14 protein-coding genes are annotated in these 20,777 nt (G+C 64.2%); 12 read left to right on the top strand and 2 right to left on the bottom strand.

Features of this window, described 5'->3' with window-relative positions:
* Nucleotides 1–32 precede the first annotated feature (32 nt).
* Nucleotides 33–686: a TetR/AcrR family transcriptional regulator gene (locus LB538_RS07540; RefSeq protein WP_140689327.1), complete on the bottom strand. Its 654-nt coding sequence runs from the start codon at nucleotides 684–686 to the stop codon at nucleotides 33–35.
* A 250-nt stretch (nucleotides 687–936) separates the two neighbouring features.
* Here LB538_RS07540 and LB538_RS07535 point away from each other — a divergent pair, with 250 nt between their 5' ends.
* From LB538_RS07535 to LB538_RS07500, 8 genes are all read left to right on the top strand, one after another.
* Nucleotides 937–2,604: an amidohydrolase gene (locus LB538_RS07535; RefSeq protein WP_224524377.1), complete on the top strand. Its 1,668-nt coding sequence runs from the start codon at nucleotides 937–939 to the stop codon at nucleotides 2,602–2,604.
* Nucleotides 2,605–2,745: 141 nt separating this feature from the next.
* A complete protein-coding gene (locus LB538_RS07530) occupies nucleotides 2,746–3,849 on the top strand; it encodes an ABC transporter ATP-binding protein (RefSeq protein WP_095766400.1) in 1,104 nt (367 codons plus the stop codon).
* Entirely contained in the window at nucleotides 3,849–4,796 is a 948-nt protein-coding gene (locus LB538_RS07525; RefSeq protein ID WP_095766401.1) for an ABC transporter permease, read from the top strand. The genes LB538_RS07530 and LB538_RS07525 overlap by 1 nt, the downstream gene beginning before the upstream one ends.
* Nucleotides 4,789–5,601 carry an ABC transporter permease gene (locus LB538_RS07520; RefSeq protein WP_224524379.1) on the top strand — a complete coding sequence of 271 codons (813 nt, stop codon included), beginning with the start codon at nucleotides 4,789–4,791 and terminating at the stop codon, nucleotides 5,599–5,601. The genes LB538_RS07525 and LB538_RS07520 overlap by 8 nt, the downstream gene beginning before the upstream one ends.
* Before the next feature lie 45 nt (nucleotides 5,602–5,646).
* Nucleotides 5,647–6,675, top strand: a complete 1,029-nt coding sequence (locus tag LB538_RS07515; protein WP_224524381.1) for an extracellular solute-binding protein — start codon at nucleotides 5,647–5,649, stop codon at nucleotides 6,673–6,675.
* Between the two features lie 121 nt (nucleotides 6,676–6,796).
* A complete protein-coding gene (locus LB538_RS07510) occupies nucleotides 6,797–7,993 on the top strand; it encodes a serine hydrolase domain-containing protein (RefSeq protein WP_224524385.1) in 1,197 nt (398 codons plus the stop codon).
* A 29-nt stretch (nucleotides 7,994–8,022) separates the two neighbouring features.
* Nucleotides 8,023–9,198, top strand: coding sequence for a serine hydrolase domain-containing protein (locus LB538_RS07505; RefSeq protein WP_224524387.1), 1,176 nt, complete (start codon nucleotides 8,023–8,025; stop codon nucleotides 9,196–9,198).
* Between the two features lie 122 nt (nucleotides 9,199–9,320).
* A complete protein-coding gene (locus LB538_RS07500) occupies nucleotides 9,321–11,642 on the top strand; it encodes a Tex family protein (protein WP_224524389.1) in 2,322 nt (773 codons plus the stop codon).
* Here the strand turns inward: LB538_RS07500 and LB538_RS07495 are convergent, their stop codons facing one another.
* Complete coding sequence (locus LB538_RS07495) at nucleotides 11,643–12,554, bottom strand: LysR family transcriptional regulator (protein ID WP_224524400.1); 912 nt, start codon at nucleotides 12,552–12,554, stop codon at nucleotides 11,643–11,645.
* 106 nt (nucleotides 12,555–12,660) lie between these two features.
* On the opposite strand from LB538_RS07495, the gene LB538_RS07490 reads away from it, so the two are divergent.
* The 4 genes from LB538_RS07490 (at nucleotide 12,661) to LB538_RS07475 (ending at nucleotide 20,741) form a co-directional block, all read left to right on the top strand.
* On the top strand, nucleotides 12,661–13,857 hold the full coding sequence (locus tag LB538_RS07490; protein ID WP_224524402.1) for an acyl-CoA dehydrogenase: 1,197 nt from the start codon (nucleotides 12,661–12,663) through the stop codon (nucleotides 13,855–13,857).
* Between the two features lie 106 nt (nucleotides 13,858–13,963).
* Nucleotides 13,964–17,314, top strand: a complete 3,351-nt coding sequence (locus tag LB538_RS07485) for a DUF2126 domain-containing protein (RefSeq protein WP_224524403.1) — start codon at nucleotides 13,964–13,966, stop codon at nucleotides 17,312–17,314.
* Between the two features lie 6 nt (nucleotides 17,315–17,320).
* Nucleotides 17,321–19,732, top strand: coding sequence for a circularly permuted type 2 ATP-grasp protein (locus tag LB538_RS07480; RefSeq protein WP_224524405.1), 2,412 nt, complete (start codon nucleotides 17,321–17,323; stop codon nucleotides 19,730–19,732).
* 124 nt (nucleotides 19,733–19,856) lie between these two features.
* A complete protein-coding gene (locus LB538_RS07475; protein WP_140842016.1) occupies nucleotides 19,857–20,741 on the top strand; it encodes a transglutaminase N-terminal domain-containing protein in 885 nt (294 codons plus the stop codon).
* The last annotated feature ends 36 nt before the right edge of the window (nucleotides 20,742–20,777 follow it).

The following is a 20,777-nucleotide window of genomic DNA, read 5'->3' as shown; positions in this document are numbered from 1 at the left end:
CTGGAAGTGCGAAATCGGTTGGAAGTGCGAAATCACTCGAGATTGAGATGGGGGCTGACCAGGGCGAGCCACATTGTTTCCACATCGTCCTCGATGAGGTCGTAGGTCCTGCGGTCTCTCTTCAGCCCGACAAGCCGGCAGACATGGCCGACTTCCATCATCAGCACGCCGAGCCGACTGGCGATCTTGTCCTCAAGCGCCGGATTCACATGCCGCAGCCACGCGGCGTAAAGGGCGACGATCTCTTTGTCGTATTCGTCCTGGATTGGCCTCAGGTCGGCGTTGCCGGATATTGCCTCGATCACCGGCATCAGCGTGGCGTTTTCGAGATAGAGCCTCGATGTGTCGGCGAAGAGCTTGCGCACCTCGCGCCGAAACTCGTCACGGTTGGTCGGCCGGGGGACGTTGATGCGTTTCCGGATCACCTCGGGAAAAGACGACAGCCAGCGCCGGGCCAGGTCCAGAAGAATGGCTTCCTTGTTGGGAAAGTACTGATAGACGGAGCCCACCGACAGGCCCGCGCGCTGCGCGATGGCGAGCGTCGTCGGCGTTCTGGTTCCTTGCTCTCGCGTCAGGATCAGGGCCGCATCGAGGATTCTGTCGACCACCTTGCTTGACCGTTGTTGCCGCGGCTGCTTGCGCGGTTCGAGCGCTATCCTGGTCTTGCGGTCGAGACTGCGCTTCACTGCTTGTTGCCCCCGTTCCCCGCTCGGCCTCGCCATCGGCGTGCGGTGCAGTCCACAGTACATTCTAAATCCGGCATGTTGACAAACGCGAATAATCAGTCGCATTCTTTATCCACGCTGTCTTCCACGATAACAAGGGGAATTTCGAAGACGGCGCATCGGCATCGATTTGTCCCACGGCGTTGTCCATATGGAGCGGCGGCTCGTTGGGTCTGGCGTTGCCGATCCCTCAGCAAAATGTGGAGTCGCGATGTCGGTTGCGGATGGTGGTGCGGATCTTGTGGTCGTCAACGGCCGCGTGCTGACCATGGACAATGACAATCCCGCTGCCGAGGCCGTTGCCGTCAAGGACGGCGCCATCATCGCCATCGGTAGCCGCGCTTCTATAGAAGACATCAAGAGACCGGCCACCAAGGTCGTCGACGCCCAGGGCGGCTCGGTGCTGCCGGGCTTCATCGAGGCGCATATGCATCTGTTCGGCGGCGCGGCCGAGCTCGACAATCTGCATTTGGCGGGTGTGCACGGCTTCGAGGCGCTCCGCGACGCGATCCAGGATTTCGCGGCGAAGCGCCCGGACGCCAGGCTTCTGATCGGGGCCGGCGTCGACTACGCCATCCTGCCGGAGCCGGTGACGCGCCACGATCTCGACCGTATCATTCCCGATCGTCCCTTCGCCATGTCGGCTTCGGACCACCATACGATGTGGGCGAACACCAAGGCCCTGGAAGAGGCCGGGCTGCTCAATGGCAGGGAGGTCGGACAAGGCAACGAGATCGTCATGGAGGCCGACGGGCTCGCCGCCGGCGAGCTGCGCGAAGGCGAGGCCTTCGGACCGGTCCTCGACCATTACGGGGCCAACCGGACGCGGCTTGGCCTGGAAGGCGCGGAGCCCGATCCTTATCCTTCGGCGAAGGAACTGGCTGCCGATCGGGACCTGATGCATCGCGGCCTCGAGTGGTGCGCCAAGCATGGCATCACCTCCATCCAGAACATGGACGGCAATCTCTATCAGCTGGAGCTGCTGGCCGGGCTGGAAAAGGAAGGGCGGCTGCTCTGCCGCACCAAGATCCCGTTCCACTTCAAGAACTTCATGAAGCTGGAGATGCTGGAAAAGGCCTCGCGAATGGCCGCGACCTATAATTCAGAATGGCTGACGTCCGGCATGGTCAAGGTCTTCTATGACGGCGTGCTGGATTCCTGGACGGCGGTGATGGTCGACGACTATGCCGACCGCCCCGGATGGCGCGGCGAGCCGCTGTTTTCGCCTGAGCATTTCGCCGAGGTGGCGGTCGAGGCCGACAGGCGCGGCCTGCAGATTGCCGTGCACTCGATCGGCGACGGCGCCGTGCGGGCGGTGCTCGACGGCTATCAGGCGGCGCTGAAGAAGAACGGTCGGCGCGACAGCCGGCATCGCGTCGAGCATATCGAGGTGATCACGGCCGCCGACGTGCCGCGCTTCGCCGAGCTCGGCGTGTTGGCGTCGATGCAGCCGGCGCATCCGCCCGGCGCACTGAACTTCCCGCTCGAGCCGACGATCTCGCGCATCGGCCGCGACAAGTGGCCGTTGAGCTATGCCTGGCGCACGCTGAAAAACGCAGGCGCGCGCGTGGTGTTCGCTTCCGACTGGCCGGTCTCGCCGGTCGATCCGATCCTGTCGATCCAGGCGGCAGTGATGCGCAAGCCTTGGGCAGAAGGCATGCCGGACCAGAGCTTCTCGTTGCAGGAGGCAATAGAGGGCTACACGCTCGAGGGCGCTTATGCGGAGTTCAATGAACATCGCAAGGGCCGCCTCAAAACCGGATATCTCGCCGATATCGTCGTTTTGTCGGCCGATATCGAGGCGACCGCGCCGGAGGCGCTGCACACCGTGCATCCGGTGACCACCATCTGTGGAGGGAGGATCACCTACCAAGCCTAACGATGGCATAGGAATTGCTTAATTGAATGGGGACTCGGGATCGAGTCACTGCTGCGCAGTTGCCAAGCCGACCGGCTTGTGGTGACAATCAAAACAGGAACACACCTGCCGACAAGAGCAGGCGCTCTCAATGGGGTAATCGTGCCGGAACAACCGGGTAAGAACGCGATCGAAGTTCGCGGTGTTCGCAAGGTTTTCGGAACCGGCGAAAACCAGGTAGCCGCCCTCGACACGGTATCGGTGTCGATCCGCGAGAACGAGTTTTTCACACTGCTCGGCCCCTCCGGATGCGGAAAGACGACGCTGCTGAGATTGATTGCCGGCTTCGATTTCCCAACCGCCGGCGAAATTCTGCTGCACGGCCAGGACATCGCGCCGCTGCCGCCCTACAAACGCCCGGTCAACACCGTCTTCCAAAGTTATGCGCTCTTCCCGCATATGACGGTGGCGCAGAATATCGGCTTCGGACTGGAGATGCTGGGCAAGCCGAAAGCCGAGATCGAGGCGCGCGTCGCCCAGATGCTGAAGCTGGTCAAGATGGAGGCGCTGAAGGCCCGCCGCACCAGCCAGATTTCAGGCGGCCAGCAGCAGCGCGTGGCGCTGGCCCGGGCGCTGGCGCCGCAGCCGAAAGTGCTCTTGCTCGACGAGCCGCTCTCGGCGCTGGACTACAAGCTGCGCAAGGAAATGCAGATCGAGCTGAAGCGGCTGCAGAACGAGACCGGCATCACCTTCATCTTCGTCACCCATGACCAGGAGGAAGCGCTGACCATGTCCGACCGCATCGCGGTGATGTCGGCCGGCAAGATCCTGCAGGTCGGCACGCCGCGCGACATCTATGACCGGCCTGCCGAACGCTTCGTCGCCGACTTCATCGGCGAGACGAACTTCCTGCCCGGCACTGTGGTGTCGAAGCAGGGCGGCGTGGCGACGGTCAAATTCGCCAGCAGCGCCACGATTAGTGCCGGCTATCCAGAAGGCTTCAATCCGACCGGCGAGGTGACGCTGGTGGTGCGTCCCGAGCATGCCGATCTGGTACCCGATCCGACCAAGGGCACGATTACCGGCACGCTCTCCAACATCGTCTATTTCGGCACCGACACCCATTTCCACGTAAAACTCGACGGGGACGGCGAGAATTTCATCGTGCGCCACCAGAACAGCCGTTCGAGCGCGGTGACCTACGAGACCGGCGCCAAGGTCGGCATCCAGTTCGAGGAGGACGCCGCCCGCGTCCTGAAAGACTGATGACGACAGCTGCTCTCTCCTCAGCCCCGCTCTCCAAGGCCGCGTTGTTTGAAGCCCAGGCGGTGAAAACCAGCGCGCGGCGCAACCGGCTCTTGTCACTGCCGGCGCTGATCATCATCGGCATTTTCGGCGTGCTGCCGCTGGTCATCATCTGCGTCTATTCATTCCTGGTCGCTGCGCCTTATGGCGGCGTGCAGTGGCAGTTCTCGACCGACGCCTATCTGAACTTCCTGTTCCAGCGCGACATTTTCGACGACACGCTGCAGTTCACGCCGGACTTCCTGATCATCTATCTGCGCTCCTTCCTGTTCGCGGTGGTGACGACGATCATCTGCCTGCTGCTCGGCTTTCCGACCGCCTATTTCATGGCGACGCGGCCGCCGGCGCAGCGCAACTGGTGGGTGCTTCTGATTACCATCCCGTTCTGGTCGAACCTCCTGGTCCGCACGCTGGCGATCATGTTCATCATCCGCGACGAGGGGCTGATCAACAATGCGCTTCTGGCGCTCGGCGTGATCGATAGGCCGATCACGATGCTCTACACCAATTTCGCCATCCAGCTCGGCCTGCTCTACGCCTTCCTGCCGTTCATGGTGCTGCCGCTCTATTCGAGCCTGGAGAAACTCGACTTCCGCCTGGTCGAGGCAGCCTACGATCTTTACGCGACGCGCCGGCAGGTGCTGTGGCGGGTGATCATCCCCCTGTCCAAGCCCGGCATCATCGCCGGCTGCCTGCTCGTCTTTATTCCGGCGCTCGGCGCTTATGTGACGCCGCTGATCCTGGGCGGCGGCGTGCACCTGATGATCGGCGATCTCATCGCGCAGCAATTCGGTTCGGGCCGCAACTGGCCGCTCGGCTGCGCGCAGGCGCTGATTCTGATGGCGGCAGTGCTGGTGGCGCTGTACTTCTATGTCCGCAATACGTCGGGCAAGGTGCAGCATGGCTGAGCCTCGCGTCATGGACATCAAGGACCAGCCGGGCTTCCGCTCGATCGCTATCATCTGCTTGCTGGTGCTTTATATACCGGTGCTGATCCTGATGATCTTCTCGCTGAACAGCGGATCGCTGGTCACGCATTGGGAAGGCGTCACGCTCAACTGGTACGGCAGCGCGCTGCTCAACGAGGAATTCCATAGCGCGGCGAAGAACACGCTGATCATCTCGGTGACCGCGACGATCGTCTCAACCATCTGCGCGACGCTGGCCGCGATCGGCATGACGCGGGTGAAGCCATGGCGCGGGCTCGCCGCGGCTTTCATGGTCATCAACCTGCCGTTGATGGTGCCGGAGATCATCACGGCGGTGGCGACGCTCTCGTTCTTCGCGCTGATCGCCGGCACGCTCGGGCTGAATTTCGGCATCGGCAATTTGATCCTCGCCCACACCGTGTTCTGTATCCCCTTCGCCTATATGCCGATCAGGGCGCGGCTCGAGGACATGGACCTGACGCTGGAATACGCGGCAGCAGATCTCTATGCAACGCCGTGGAACGCCTTCAAGCGCATCACGCTGCCGCTTTTGGTTCCCGGCATCATGTCGGGCGCGGCGCTGGCCTTCATCGTCTCCTTCGACGATTTCACCATCACGCAACTCGTCGCCGGCCCCGGCCAGACGACGCTGCCCCTCTACATCTGGAACCAGATCCGGCGGCCGATGACGCCGGAGATCAACGCCATCTCGACCATCTTGCTCCTGGTGTCGATCCTGTTCGTTTCGGTCTCGTTCCTGATCGCGCGGCGGCGAGCAAAATGATCCGCGAGCTCCAACACAACAATGGGAAGGCAAGGAGAACATAAAATGTCTGGAAAGATGATGGCGGCCGTGTCCGCGGCCGTTCTGCTATGGGCAGTGCCGGCGCTCGCCGACGGCGAACTGCACATCTACAATTGGGGCGACTACACCAACCCCAAGCTGATCGAAAAATTCGAGAAGCAGTACAACGTCAAGGTGACGCTGGACGACTACGATTCCAACGAAACCATGCTGTCCAAGGTGCGCGCCGGCAATTCCGGCTACGACATCGTCGTGCCGTCCGACTACACTGTGAAGATCATGATCGAAGAAGGCCTGCTCGAAAAAACCGAGCCCAACGCGATGCCGAACGGCAAGAACATCGATCCGCGCTTCCTCAACATTTATTGGGACGACGGCCGCCATTATACCGTGCCGTGGCAATTCGGCACGACCGCGTTCTCCGTCAATACGGACAAGTTCAAGGGCGACATCAACACGCTGGCCATCCTGTTCAATCCCCCCGATGAACTGAAGGGCCAAATCAATATGCTGGACGACGTCAACACCGTCATGCATGCGGCCGAGCGCTATGCCGGCGTGCCGCGGTGCGGCGCCGACAAGGCCAATTTGAAGAAAATCAACGACATCCTAACGGCCGCCAAGCCGTCGTGGAAAACCTTCAGTTACGACACCATCACCAAGATCACCTCCGGCGACGTCATCGTCTCGGAGCAGTGGAACGGCGCCAGCTACCGTTCGCGGCAGAAGATTCCGGCGATCAAATATGCCTATCCGAAGGAAGGCATCGAAGGTTGGATGGACAATGTCGCGGTGCTGAAGGGCGCCAAGAACCTCGAAAACGCGAAGCTGTTCCAGGACTTCGTCATGGCGCCTGAGAACGCGGCGCTGATCTCCGAGTTTGCCGGTTACGACAACGGCATCGCCGGCAGCCATAAATTCCTGCCGCCGGAGTTTGCCAACTCGCCGGAAATCAGCCCTCCGGCCGGCTCGCCGACGCCGGAATTCGTACCGCCATGCCCGCCGGACGTGGTGGAGATCTACAACAAGATCTGGACCAACCTGCGCAAATAAAACAGCGCGGCGCATGGAAGGAGGGGAGGCTCCGGCCTCCCTTTCTTGTGACTGGTTCTGTGCATATCGTTCTGCGAAAAACCGCTTACGCATTTGGGCGACATGCATCGAGGAGGAAATCTTGTCGTCCTATCGCAACTCCGATCCGCGGCCGCCGATTATGCAGGGCTCGCCACCCAGGCTGGTGCCGCCGAAGCTCGACTGGGACCGGCCGCCCTGGAACCGCTGGGCCTTCCAGCACATCCGCGAATTTCTGCCGACCGTCGAGGTGTGGCGCGGCAGCGGCCATCGCCATCGCCTCGAGCGCGCGGAGGTGGACCTCGACGATCTGCCGGTGGTCGACAGCAACGGAGCGCCGACGACACTCGCAAGCCTGCTCGACGAAACCTATGCCGACGGCTTCCTGGTGCTGAAGGACGGCAGGATCGCCTATGAGCGTTATTTCAACGGCATGGACGAGCGCACGCTGCATCTGTCGCAATCGATGGCGAAGTCGGTCACCGGAGCGGTGTGCGGCATCCTGGTCGGGCACGGCCTGATCGATCCGGGCAAGCTGGTCACCGACTATCTGCCGGAACTTGTCGAGACCGGCTGGGCCGGCGCCACGGTGCAGCATGTGCTCGACATGACGACGGGCGTGCGCTTTTCCGAGGAATATACCGACCGCTATTCCGAGATCGGCCAGGTCGATGTCGCGACCGGCTGGAAGCCGATCCCGCCGGGCAGCGACCCGGACTTCGAGTGGCCGTCGCACCTGTTCGAGCTGATCCTGCGGCTGAAGGACAAGGTGCGCCCGCATGGCGAAGCGTTCGAATACCGCTCGATCGAGACCGACGTGCTCGCCTTCATCATGGAACGGGTGAGCGGCAAGCGCCTGGCGCAGCTGGTCTCGGAAGAGCTCTGGCAGAAGCTCGGCGCCGACGAGAGCGCCTGCTTCACCGTCGATAGCGCCGGCTATGCGCTGGCCGATGGCGGCTTCAATGCGACGCTGCGCGACTATGGCCGCTTCGGGCAATTGATCCTCGACAATGGCGGCGGCGTGATCCCGGCCGACTGGATCGAGGCGACACGCAGCGGCAAGCACGGGCCGAATTTCAGCCCGAGCCTTCCCGACGGCAGCTACCGCAACCAATTCTGGATCGAGGATTCGCGCTCACGCTCGCTGATGTGCCGCGGCGTGTTCGGCCAATTGATCCACATGAGCTGGGAACACAGGTTGGTCGTTGTGAAGCTTTCGAGCTATCCGGATTTCGTCAATTCCGCCTATTCGGTGGCGACGCAGAAGGCGGTGCATGCCATCGCCGCCGCGCTGACCTGAAACCGCAAAACAAGATCCGGGAGAGCATCATGAGCGGCAAGACCGCGTTCGAGGCCAGATACGGCTTTGCCCGCAAGGATGTGCGGCTCGACAACTGGCGGCTTTCGCCGTTCAACCGATGGTCGTTCCAGAATGTCGGCGAGCTGGTGCCGAGCGCGCATATCGCGGCGGCGCCCGCCGGCGAGAGCCAAGCGAAATCGCTCGGCGCATTGCTTGAGGAAAAGATATCGCTTGCCGGCGGCAGCGAGACCGTCGAGAGCTTCCTGAAGCGTTCCAACACGGACGGGCTGACGATCCTGAAGGCCGGCAAGCCTTTCGGCGACTGGTCGGCGCCGCACATGCCGTTCGGAGCGCGCCACATCATCTTTTCGATCAGCAAGTCGGTGACGGCGATCCTCGCAGGCATACTGGAAGGCGAGGGGTTGTTCGATCCCAACGCGCCGGTAACGCACTACATCCCTGAAGCCAAGGGCTCAGCCTATGGCGACGCGAGCGTGCGCAACGTGCTCGACATGACGGTCAGCCTCGATTTCGAGGAAGCCTATCTCGATCCGGAAAGCGCCTTCGCCCGCTACCGCCGCTCGACACTGTGGAACCCCGGCGGCGGGTCCGAAAGCCTCGCCGCGTTCCTTATGACCATCCAGCGGCTTGCCGAGCCGCATGGCCAGACCTATCGCTACCGTTCGCCCAATTCAGACGTGCTCGGCATCCTGATCGAACGGGCCTCCGGCAGGCGTGTCAGCGACCTGCTCAGCGAGAAACTGTGGCAGCCGCTCGGTGCTGGAAGCGAAATGTCGGTGACCGTCGACATGGAAGGCACGGCGCGCACCGCCGGTGGCATGTCGATGACGCCGCGCGACCTTGTCCGCATCGGCGAGATGATGCGGCAGGGCGGCATCGCCAATGGCCGCCGCATCGTGCCGGAAGCCTGGGTGCGCGACACGGTGGCCGGCGGCAGCCATGAAGCCTGGCAACGCGGCACGATGGCGTTCCTGTTCCCGAAGGGACGCTACCGCAACAAATGGTATCAGACCGGCCACGACAGCGGCGCCTTCTGCGGCATCGGCATTCACGGCCAGTGGCTTTACGTCAATCCGAAGACGGACGTGGTCATCGCCAAGATGTCGTCGCAGCCGGAACCGGTGGACGACAAGCTGGATGGGGACATCGTGGCGTTCTTCGAAGCGTTGAGCGGCATGGTTTGAGCCGGTCAGAGGCTGGTTCCAACAGCTGTTTTCTGTGGACCTTCGGCGCGTGACGAAACCCTTGCGGTTGGCGCAGCGGTTCTCCCGTCCTATGGTCGCCGCTCTTTTCCGCAGGGACCAGCATGGCATCGGACATCAAGCGCATCGCAGCAATCATCGCGGCCGAGATCGGCGCGCGGCCGGAACAGGCAGCGGCGGCAATCGGGCTGCTCGACGAAGGCGCGACAGTCCCCTTCGTCGCGCGTTACCGCAAGGAAGTCACCGGCGGGCTCGACGACACCCAATTGCGCTACCTTTCCGAGCGGCTCGCCTATCTGCGTGAGCTCGATGCGCGGCGCGAGACCATCGTCAGCTCCATCCGCGAGCAGGGCAAGCTTACCGAGGAGCTGGAAGCCAAGATCGGGGCGGCCGCCACAAAGGCGGAGCTCGAGGACATCTATCTGCCCTACAAGCCGAAGCGGCGCACCAAGGCCGAAATCGCCAAGGAGCGTGGGCTTGGGCCGCTCGCAGAGGCGATCCTCGCCGATCGCTCGAAAATTCCGGCCGAGCTTGCGCTCGCCTATGTCACGGACGAGGTGGCCGACACCAAGGCCGCGCTCGAAGGCGCACGCGACATCCTGTCGGAGCAGTTCGCCGAAAATGCGGATCTGGTCGGCAAGCTGCGCGCCTATATGAAGGAACGCGCCTTCCTGCGCGCTCGGGTCGTTGACGGCAAGCAGGAGGCCGGCGCGAAATTCTCCGACTATTTCGACCATGTCGAGCGCTGGGCAGGCGTGCCCAGCCACCGTGCCCTGGCCATGCTGCGCGGCCGCAATGAAGAGGTGCTGTCGCTCGACATCGAGGTCGATGCCGACGATCAATCGCCGGTGAAGCCGGTCGAGCGCATGATCGCCAACGCCTATGCGATCGGCGCGACGCTGCCCGGCGATAAATGGCTGATGGAGGTAGCCGGTTGGACCTGGCGGATAAAACTGTCGCTGCATCTGACGCTCGACCTGATGCGCGACCTGCGCGAGCGGGCCGAGGAAGAAGCGATCCATGTCTTTGCCCGCAACCTGAAGGACCTGCTGCTGGCCGCGCCCGCCGGCTCGCGGCCGACCATGGGGCTCGATCCAGGCATCCGCACCGGCGTCAAGGTGGCGGTGGTCGACGGCACCGGCAAGCTGGTGGCGACCACCACCGTCTATCCGTTCCCGCCAAGGAACGATGTGCGCGGCACGCAGGCCGAGCTCGCCGCCCTCATCCGCCAGCACAAGGTCGAGCTGATCTCGATCGGCAACGGTACCGGCAGCCGCGAGACCGAGAAGCTGGTTGCCGACATGCTTTCGGACCTGCCGGCAGGTGCCGGGCCGAAGCCTCTCAAGGTGATCGTCAGCGAGGCTGGTGCCTCAGTCTATTCGGCCTCGGCGACGGCAGCGGCGGAATTCCCGGGCCTCGATGTCTCGCTGCGCGGCGCGGTGTCGATCGCGAGGCGCCTGCAGGATCCGTTGGCCGAGCTGGTCAAGATCGAGCCGAAATCGATCGGCGTCGGGCAGTACCAGCATGATGTCGACCAATACCGGCTCGGCCGTTCGCTGGAGGCGGTGGTCGAGGATGCGGTGAACGCTGTCGGTGTCGACCTCAACACGGCCTCGGCGCCGCTTTTGGCGCGCGTGTCGGGTCTTGGGCCGTCGCTCGCCGAGGCGATCGTTGCGCATCGCGACGCGGCCGGGCCGTTTGCCACCCGCAAGGACCTGCTCAAGGTGGCGCGGCTCGGGCCGCGCGCGTTCGAGCAAAGCGCCGGTTTTCTGCGCATACCGAACGGGACAGAGCCGCTCGACGCGTCATCGGTGCATCCGGAAGCCTATGGTGTGGCCAAGAAGATCGTCGCCGCTTGCGGCCGCGACGTGCGCGCGCTGATGGGGGACAGCGCCGCGCTGAAGGCGCTCGACCCGCGCGTCTTCGTCGACGAGCGTTTCGGCCTGCCGACTGTGCGCGACATCATCGCCGAGCTGGAAAAACCCGGACGCGACCCGCGCCCCGGCTTCAAGACGGCGACCTTTGCCGAGGGTGTCGACGACATCAAGGATTTGAAGCCGGGCATGCTGCTCGAAGGCACAGTTACCAATGTCGCCGCCTTCGGCGCTTTCGTCGATATTGGCGTGCACCAGGATGGGCTGGTGCATGTCTCGCAGCTGGCCGACCGCTTCATCAAGGACGCGCATGAAGTGGTGAAGGCCGGCGATGTCGTGAAGGTGCGGGTCGTCGATGTCGACATCAAGCGCAAGCGCATCGGCCTGTCGATGCGCAAGGATGGCGGCGAGGGCGGGGCGCCCCGTGGCGGCCAGCGCGATCACGGCGGCAGCAAGCCGGCGCCGCGCTCGCCAGCGCCGCAGCGCCAGCCGGAGCGGCCGTCGCAGGGCGCGCTCGGTGCGGCGCTCGCCGAGGCGATGAAGCGCAAATAGCTACCACGCGAGCACTGCTGGCTCCTTGCCGATCTGGCCCAGCAGCCAGTCGCGAAAGCTGGCGACCGGCGGGTGGCCGCGCTTGTCGTGCGGCACGACGAGGTAATAGGCGCTGTGGCTTTGCATCGGCGTGCCCGGCGCCGGCACCAGCTGGCCGCGCTGCAATTCGCCGGCAATCAGGATTTCCGGCAGCAGCGCCACGCCGAGGCCGGCCATGCAAGCCTGCGCGACCGTGCCGAACTGCTCGAACTGCATGCCGGGCCCGGTCGGGGCCTCAAGCCCCTGATGCTCGAACCATTCGCTCCAGGCGCCGGGGCGGGTCGCCATGTGCAGCAGCGGCAGGCGGCTGATATCGGACGGCGTCACGATGGCGCGGGTGGCGAGGAATTTGGGCGAAGCCACCGGCATCACGGTCTCGCGCATCAAGAGCGTGCAATCGGCGTCCGGCCAGTCGGGCATGCCGTGATGGATCGCGGCATCCAGCCGCTCGCGGGCGAAGTTGAAGCGTCCGATGCGGGTGGCGAAGTTGATGGTGATATCGGGATGGCGGGCGACGAAATCCGGGATCAGCGGCATCAGCCAGCGTGTGCCGAAGGTCGGCAGGATGGCCAGGTTGAGAACGCCACTATGCCGATTGCTCATCAATCCAAGCGCCGCATCACGCAATTGGCCAAGCGCCGAGCGCACCGCTTCGGCATAGATCTCGCCGGGCGGCGACAGCCGGACGTTGCGGCTGTCGCGTTCGAACAGCCGGCGACCGAATTGCTCTTCTAAGAGGCTGATCTGCCTGCTGACAGCCCCTTGCGTCAGGTCGAGCTCACGCGCGGCGGCGGTGAAGGAGCCGAGACGCGCAACCGCTTCGAAGGCGGCGAGGGCGGCGGTGTTGGGTAGAAGGCGGCGCTGGACATTCATGATCCATTACTAACGCTCATCGATCCGTGATGCAATTTCGTTTGATTTTTTGCACGCGGAGTCCGATAAGCCGGCCACCTCAACAATATGTCGGGAGATCGAGGCCATGGCCGCCGAGAAGAACGCCTTCGTGTGGAACGATCCTTTCCTGATCGAGGACCAGCTTTCCGAGGACGAGCGCATGGTGCGCGACGGCGCTGCCGCCTTCGCCGCCGACAAGCTGGCGCCGCGCATCGAGGAAGCCTATGCCGACGAGAAGACCGACCCGTCGATCTTCCGCGAGATGGGCGAAGCGGGCCTGCTCGGCATCACCATTCCGGAAGAATATGGCGGGCTTGGCGCCGGATATGTGACCTACGGGCTGGTGGCGCGGGAAGTTGAACGTATCGATAGCGGCTATCGCTCGATGATGAGCGTGCAGTCCTCGCTGGTCATGTATCCGATCCATGCCTATGGCTCGGAAGCGCAGCGCAAGAAATACCTGCCGAAGCTGGCATCGGGCGAATGGATCGGCTGTTTCGGACTCACCGAGCCGGATGCCGGCTCCGATCCGGGCGGGATGAAGACGCGCGCCGAGAAGACCGCGAACGGCTACAGACTCTCCGGCTCCAAGATGTGGATCTCGAATGCGCCGATCGCGGATGTGTTCGTCGTCTGGGCGAAGCTGAAGGGCGATAGCGGCAAGGATGAGATCCGCGGCTTTGTGCTGGAAAAGGGCATGAAGGGACTGTCAGCCCCGAAGATCGGCGGCAAGTTGTCGTTGCGGGCGTCGATTACCGGCGAGGTGGTGCTGGAAGGCGTGGAAGTCGGTGAAGACGCGTTGCTGCCCAATGCCAAGGGCCTCGGCGGTCCGTTCGGCTGCCTCAACCGGGCTCGCTACGGCATTTCCTGGGGCGCGATGGGCGCGGCCGAGGATTGCTGGCATCGCGCGCGGCAGTATGGCCTGGACAGAAAACAGTTCGGCAAGCCGCTCGCCGGCACGCAGCTGTTCCAGAAGAAGCTCGCGGACATGCAGACCGAGATCGCGCTTGGACTGCAGGGCTCGCTGCGCGTCGGCCGGCTGATGGACGAAGGCAAGATGGCGCCGGAGATGATCTCGATCGTCAAGCGCAACAATTGCGGCAAAGCGCTCGACATCGCCCGCCAGGCCCGCGACATGCATGGCGGCAACGGCATCCAGATCGGCTATCACGTGATGCGCCACGCGCAGAACCTGGAGACGGTCAACACCTATGAGGGCACGCATGACGTGCATGCGCTGATCCTCGGGCGGGCGCAGACGGGGATCCAGGCGTTTTTCTAAGCCGGCAAGGCTGCTTAAATTAGGTGCAGCGCAACATCTCTGCTTGGAGAATGGCCAGCATCTATGTCAGGGTTCGGCGAATTGAAACGCCGAACTCCGGGGCACCATGGCAATTCAGGCAGCCGTTCATCACCTGACCCATTACAAATATGACCGGCCGGTGGTGCTCGGTCCCCAGGTGATCAGGCTGCAGCCGGCGCCGCATTCTCGCACCAAGGTGCTCAGCCATTCGCTGAAGGTCGAGCCGGCAAACCACTTCGTCAACCTGCAGCAGGATCCCTACGGCAACTTCCTCGCCCGCTTCGTCTTCCCGGAGCCGGTGACGGAATTAAAGATCGAGGTCGACCTCGTCGCCGACATGACGGTCTATAACCCGTTCGACTTCTTCGTCGAGGAGAGCGCCGAGACTTTCCCGTTCGACTACCCGGAGGAGATCAGGGAAGACCTCGCCATCTACCGGGCGCCGGAGCCCGCCGGGCCGCTGTTGACGGCATTCCTTCGGACGATCGGCCGCAGCCCGACAAACACCGTCAATTTCCTCGTCGACCTCAATGCAAGGCTGCAGCGCGAGATCGCCTATATCGTGCGCATGGAGACGGGTGTTTATTCGCCCGAGGAGACATTGGCCGCCGGCAAGGGCTCGTGCCGGGATTCGAGCTGGCTGTTGGTGCAGATCCTGCGCAATCTGGGCGTCGCCGCGCGCTTCGTCTCCGGCTATCTGATCCAGTTGAAGCCGGATCTCGTCTCGCTCGACGGACCGCCGGGAACCGCTGTCGACTTCACCGACCTGCATGCCTGGTGCGAGGTCTATATTCCGGGCGCCGGCTGGATCGGCTTCGACCCGACCTCCGGCCTGCTCACCGGCGAAAGCCATGTGCCGCTTGCCGCGACGCCGCATTTCCGCAATGCCGCGCCGATCTCAGGCATGGCGAGCTTCGCCAATGTCGATTTCAACTTCGACATGCGGGTCGACCGCATCGCCGAGCATCCGCGCATCACCAAGCCATTTTCGGACGAAAGTTGGGAGGCGCTCGATCGACTGGGCGAAAAGGTCGACGCGGTGCTGAAAGACGGCGACGTGCGGCTCACCATGGGCGGCGAGCCGACGTTCGTGTCGATCGACGATTTCGAATCCGCGGAATGGAACACGGCGGCCGTCGGTCCGACCAAACGCGACAAGGCGGACCAGCTCATCCGCCGGCTGCGCGAGCGCTTTGCGCCGGGCGGCTTCCTGCATTACGGCCAGGGCAAGTGGTATCCGGGCGAGAGCCTGCCACGCTGGACCTTTTCGCTCTACTGGCGCACCGATGGCGAGCCGATCTGGCGCGATCCGTCGCTGATCGCGCGCGAGACGAGCAGCGCCGCCATCGGACCCGAACAGGCCGAAAGCCTGCTCACGGCGATCGCCGGCGAGCTCGGCATCGACAAGGCGATGGTCGGCGAGGCCTATGAGGATCCGGGCGAGTGGCTGCTCAAGGAAGGCAAGCTGCCGGACAATGTCGATCCGTCCAATTCGAAGCTGGAGGACCCGGAAGAGCGCAGCCGCATGGCGCGCGTGTTCGAGCGCGGCCTGACCAAGCCGTCAGGCTATGTGCTGCCGGTGCAGCGCTGGAACAGCCAGGCCGCTGGACAGCGCTGGCGCTCGGAAAAATGGAAGACCAGGCGCGGGCGCCTGTTTCTGGTGCCGGGCGACTCTCCAGTCGGCTACCGCTTGCCGCTCGGTACGTTGCCCTATGTTCCGCCGGCGCAATTCCCTTACATCGTGCCCGTCGACCCCTCAGTGCCGCGTGGCCCGCTGCCGGCGCGCGCCGAAATCCTGCCGGAAGCTCCGGCCGGCGGCGCGGACGAAACGGCGCGTCAGCAGGCTGAGGCCTCCTTCACTGCCGCCACGGCCCAGCAGGAGCGGGTCGAGCAGCGACTGACCGAGATCGGCGGCGCGGTGCGGACCGCACTCACCGTCGAGCCGCGCGACGGCAGGCTCTGCGTGTTCATGCCGCCGGTCGAGGCGCTGGAGGATTATCTCGAACTGGTGGCGGCGGCGGAAAATGCTGCCAAGGCCATCGGGTTGCCGGTGCATATCGAGGGCTATGCTCCGCCGCACGACCCGCGCCTCAACGTCATCCGCGTCGCGCCCGATCCCGGCGTGATCGAGGTCAACATCCATCCGGCCGCCAACTGGCAGGCATGCGTTGCCACCACCACGGCTATCTACGAGGAAGCGCGGCAGTCGCGGCTCGGTACCGACAAATTCATGATCGATGGTCGCCACACCGGCACCGGCGGCGGCAATCATGTCGTGGTCGGCGGCGCGACGCCCAATGACAGCCCGTTCCTGCGCCGGCCGGACCTTCTGAAGAGCCTGGTGCTGCAATGGCAGCGGCATCCGTCCCTGTCCTACCTGTTTTCGGGCCTGTTCATCGGCCCGACCAGCCAGGCGCCGCGCATCGACGAGGCGCGGCACGATTCGCTCTATGAGCTCGAGATCGCGCTGGCGCAGGTGCCGCATCCTGACAAGGGCGAGGCGCCCTTGCCGTGGCTAGTCGACCGGCTGTTCCGCAATCTCTTGACCGACGTGACCGGCAACACGCACCGTTCGGAAATCTGCATCGACAAACTGTTCTCGCCGGATGGCCCGACCGGCCGGCTCGGGCTGGTCGAGTTCCGCGGCTTCGAGATGCCGCCCAATGCGCGCATGAGCCTCGCGCAGCAATTGCTGGTCCGCGCGATCGTCGCCCGCGCCTGGAAGAACCCGCTCGACGGCCGCTTCGTGCGCTGGGGCACCTCGCTGCACGACCGTTTCATGCTGCCGCACTACGTCTGGGCGGATTTCCTCGACGTGCTGGAGGATATGAAGCTCAACGGCTTCGACTTCCGCCCCGAATGGTTCGCCGCCCAGCTCGAATTCCGTTTCCCGTTCTGCGGCGAGGTCCAACATGCCGGCGTCAAGCTGGAGTTGAGGCAGGCGCTGGAGCCGTGGCATGTGATGGGCGAGCAGGGCGCTATCGGCGGCACGGTCCGCTTCGTCGATTCCTCGGTCGAGCGGCTGCAGGTGCGAACCGAAGGCCTCAATCCGGAGCGTCACGCCATCTTCTGCAACGGCCGCCTCGTGCCGATGAAGGTCACCGACAATCGCGAGATCGCGGTGGCCGGCGTTCGCTTCAAGGCCTGGCAGCCGGCGTCGGGCCTGCATCCGGCGCTGCCGGTCAACACGCCGCTGGTCTTCGACATCTATGACCGCTGGTCGGGCCGCTCGGTCGGCGGCTGCGTCTACCATGTCGCGCATCCGGGCGGCCGCAACTACGACACCTTCCCAGTCAACGGCAACGAGGCCGAGGCGCGACGGCTTGCCCGGTTCGAACCGCGCGGCCACACGCCGGGCGGCTATGTGCTGCGTGACGAAGAAGCTGCTGAAGAGTTCCCCATGACCCTTGACCTCAGGCAGCCGGCGAGATTCTGATCGACAATGGCCAAGGGGAATCAGAGACGGGCGGGCGGTAGGCCGCGGGCGCCGAGCCTGCTGGAACGCTACCGACCGATCGAAGGCGTCGTCGACGAGATGGTCGACGCGGCCGGCAGCCCGCGCCCGGCCTGGCGCTCCTTCATCGACGCGCTCGACGATCTCGGGGCGGATCGGCTCGGGCAGCGGTTTGCCCGCGCCGACCAGTATCTGCGCGATGCCGGCGTCTATTACCGTGTCTATGAGCAGGCTGGCGCCAATGAGCGGGAGTGGCCGCTCGCGCATGTCCCGCTGCTGATCGACGAGCAGGAATGGGCCGAGATCAGCGCCGGCCTCGTCCAGCGCGCCGACCTGTTCGAGGCGATCCTGTCCGACATTTACGGGCCGAACCGGTTGGTCGAGAAAGGCATTCTGCCGGCCGGCCTGATTGCAGCCAGCCCGGAATATCTGCGCCCGATAGCCGGCGTCCGGCCGGCCAACGGGCATTTTCTGCATATGGTCGCCTTCGAGCTCGGCCGTGGCCCGGACGGCCGCTGGTGGATGCTGGGCGATCGCACCCAGGCGCCGTCGGGCGCAGGCTTCGCGCTGGAGAACCGCGTCGCCACAACGCGTGCGCTGTCGGATATCTATGGCGAGATGCATGTGCATCGGCTTGCCGGCTTTTTCCGCCGCTTCCGCGACGCGCTGAACGCTATGGCAAGGGAGTCGGGCGGCCGCGTCGCCATCCTGACGCCGGGACCGCTCAACGAAACCTATTACGAGCACGCCTATATCGCCCGCTATCTGGGCATCATGCTGCTCGAGGGCGAGGACCTGACCGTTTCCGGCGGCAGGCTGATGGTGCGAACCGTTTCCGGCCTGATGCCGATCGGCGTCCTGTGGCGGAGGCTCGATGCCGCTTTCGCCGATCCGCTGGAGCTCAGGCCGGACTCGCAGATCGGCACACCGGGATTGGTCGAGGCAATCCGGCGCGGCTCCGTATCGGCCGTCAATGCGCTGGGTTCGGGCCTGATGGAGACGCGGGCATTGCTGTCGTTCCTGCCCAGGATCGCGCGAGAACTGCAAGGTGACAATCTCAAGCTGCCGAGCATCGCCACCTGGTGGTGCGGGCAAGAGGCGGAGCGCGCGCATGTGCTGGCCAATATCGACCGCATGGTGGTCGGCCCGGCGCTCTCGACCCGGCTTGCCTTCGAGGACGATGGCGCGACCCGGCTCGGATCGTCCCTTTCGGCCGGCGAGCGGGCCGAGCTCATCGCGCGCATCGAGGCGGACGGCGCCGGCTTCGTCGGCCAGGAAGCCGTGACGCTGTCGACCACGCCGGTGTTCGTCGACGGCTTGCTGGAGCCGCGGCCTGCCAGCCTGCGCGTCTATCTGGCGCGCACGCCGGAAGGCTGGACGGTGATGCCCGGCGGCTTCGCCCGTGTCGGATTTTCGCTCGACCCGACGGCGATTGCCATGCAGCGCGGCGGCCAGGCGGCGGATGTCTGGGTGGTGAGCGACAGGCCGGTCGAGCGCGAGACATTGTTGCCGCAGGAGCATGACGGCTTCACCCGCACCATGCCGGGCAGCCTGCCCAGCCGCGCGGCCGAGAACCTGACCTGGCTCGGACGCTATATCGAGCGCTCCGAAGACACGGTGCGCGTGCTGCGCGCCTATCACGTGCGGCTTGCCGAGACGTCCGATCCGGATATGCCGCTGCTCGCCGATATCAGGGACTATCTGCAACCGTTCGGCATCGACGTCGAAACGGCGATACCACCGGGGTTGATCGGCACTTTGGACAGCGCGGTCTACAGCGCCGGCCAGATTCGCGACCGCTTCTCTCCCGATGGCTGGCTGGCGCTGAAGGATCTGTCCAAGACCATCCACAAATTCGCGGAGACGGTCGCGCCCGGAGACGACGCGACGCGGGCGATGACGGTGATGCTGCGCAAGCTTGCCGGCTTTTCCGGCCTGCTGCACGAGAACATGTACCGCTTCACCGGCTGGCGCTTCCTGGAGATCGGCCGCAGGCTGGAACGCGGCATCCAGATCGCCCGCACGCTCAGCCAGCTGACAAGGAATGAGGCGCCGGAAGGGGCGCTGGACATGATGCTGGAGATCGGCGACAGCGTCATGACCCATCGCCGGCAATATCCGGTGCAGGCCGGGCGGCGCACGGTGATCGACCTGCTTGCGCTCGACCCGCTCAATCCTCGCTCGATCCTGTTCCAGCTCGAGCGGCTGAAGGCCGAGATCGGCATGCTGCCTTCGATCGGCGGCGAGGGGCACATGTCACCCGCCGCCAAGGAGATACTGCGGCTCAACACGGCAATAGCCGTCATGGAGCCGTCGGACATGAGCGCCAAGGCGCTCGACGACCTCGCCGGCCAGATAGGCGATCTCTACAACAGCCTCTCCAAGGCCTATTTCGGTTAGAGCGTTTCCAGCGAAAAGGATCGCCTTCAATGCTCTATCTCTCTGTTTTTGCGCAATTCCGGACGCAAGGCTACGGCGAAGCCGCCGAGCCCAACGGCTGCGCTTTTTTGCTGGAATTGCCCTAATGCTCTACGACATCAAACTCCATTTGCATTACGACTACGCCGCTGCCGCCGGTGGCGGACGGCACCAGGTGCGCGTCATGCCGCAGACGATCGCCGGAGTGCAGCGCGTGATCGCCGCCTCGCTGTCGTTCCAGCCGTCGCCGGCCGAGCGTGCCGATTTTTCCGATTTCTTCGGGAACAACGTCACCTCGATCGCTTTTCGCGACGCGCATGAGACGCTCGACATCCGCATGAGCGCGCGCGTGTCTGTCTCGCGGCCCGAGCCAGGTCTCGATGTCTCGCCCGATATAAGCGGGCTGAGGTCGGAGCTCGATCTGGTACGCTCGCTATTGCCGTCCGCGCCGCATCATTTCCTCGCCGCCAGCGACCATGCCGGCATCGATGCGGCGATCACGGCCTATGCGCGGGAAAGCCTGGCTGGCTCGGCGGTGGCAACAGCGGCCGATCTCTGCAACCGCATCCATCGCGATTTCACCTATGACGGCAAGGCAACCACGGTGCAGACGCGGGCAAGCGACGCCTTCGCGCTGAAACGCGGCGTCTGCCAGGATTTCTCGCATATCATGATTGCCGGCCTGCGCGGGCTTGGCATTCCCGCCGGTTATGTCAGCGGTTTTTTGCGCACGATCCCACCCAAGGGCAAGCCTCGGCTCGAGGGCGCCGATGCCATGCATGCCTGGGTCAAGGCCTGGTGCGGACGCGATGCCGGGTGGCAGGAGTTCGACCCGACCAACGGCATGCGGGCGAGCAACGACCATATCACGGTCGGCTACGGCCGCGACTATTCCGACGTTGCGCCGATCGTCGGCGTGTTGAAGACCACCGGCGGCCAGGTCGGCGAGCAAGCGGTCGACGTCATTCCGGTCGTCGTCGAAAAGGTGTAACGACAACCCGATTGCCCGCGGGCGCTTCTCAAATGC

It is taken from the genome of Mesorhizobium sp. Ca11 (assembly GCF_020165275.1).
In the GTDB taxonomy this organism is placed as follows: Bacteria; Pseudomonadota; Alphaproteobacteria; order Rhizobiales; family Rhizobiaceae; genus Mesorhizobium.
This window is presented reverse-complemented; position numbering and strand designations above follow the sequence as displayed.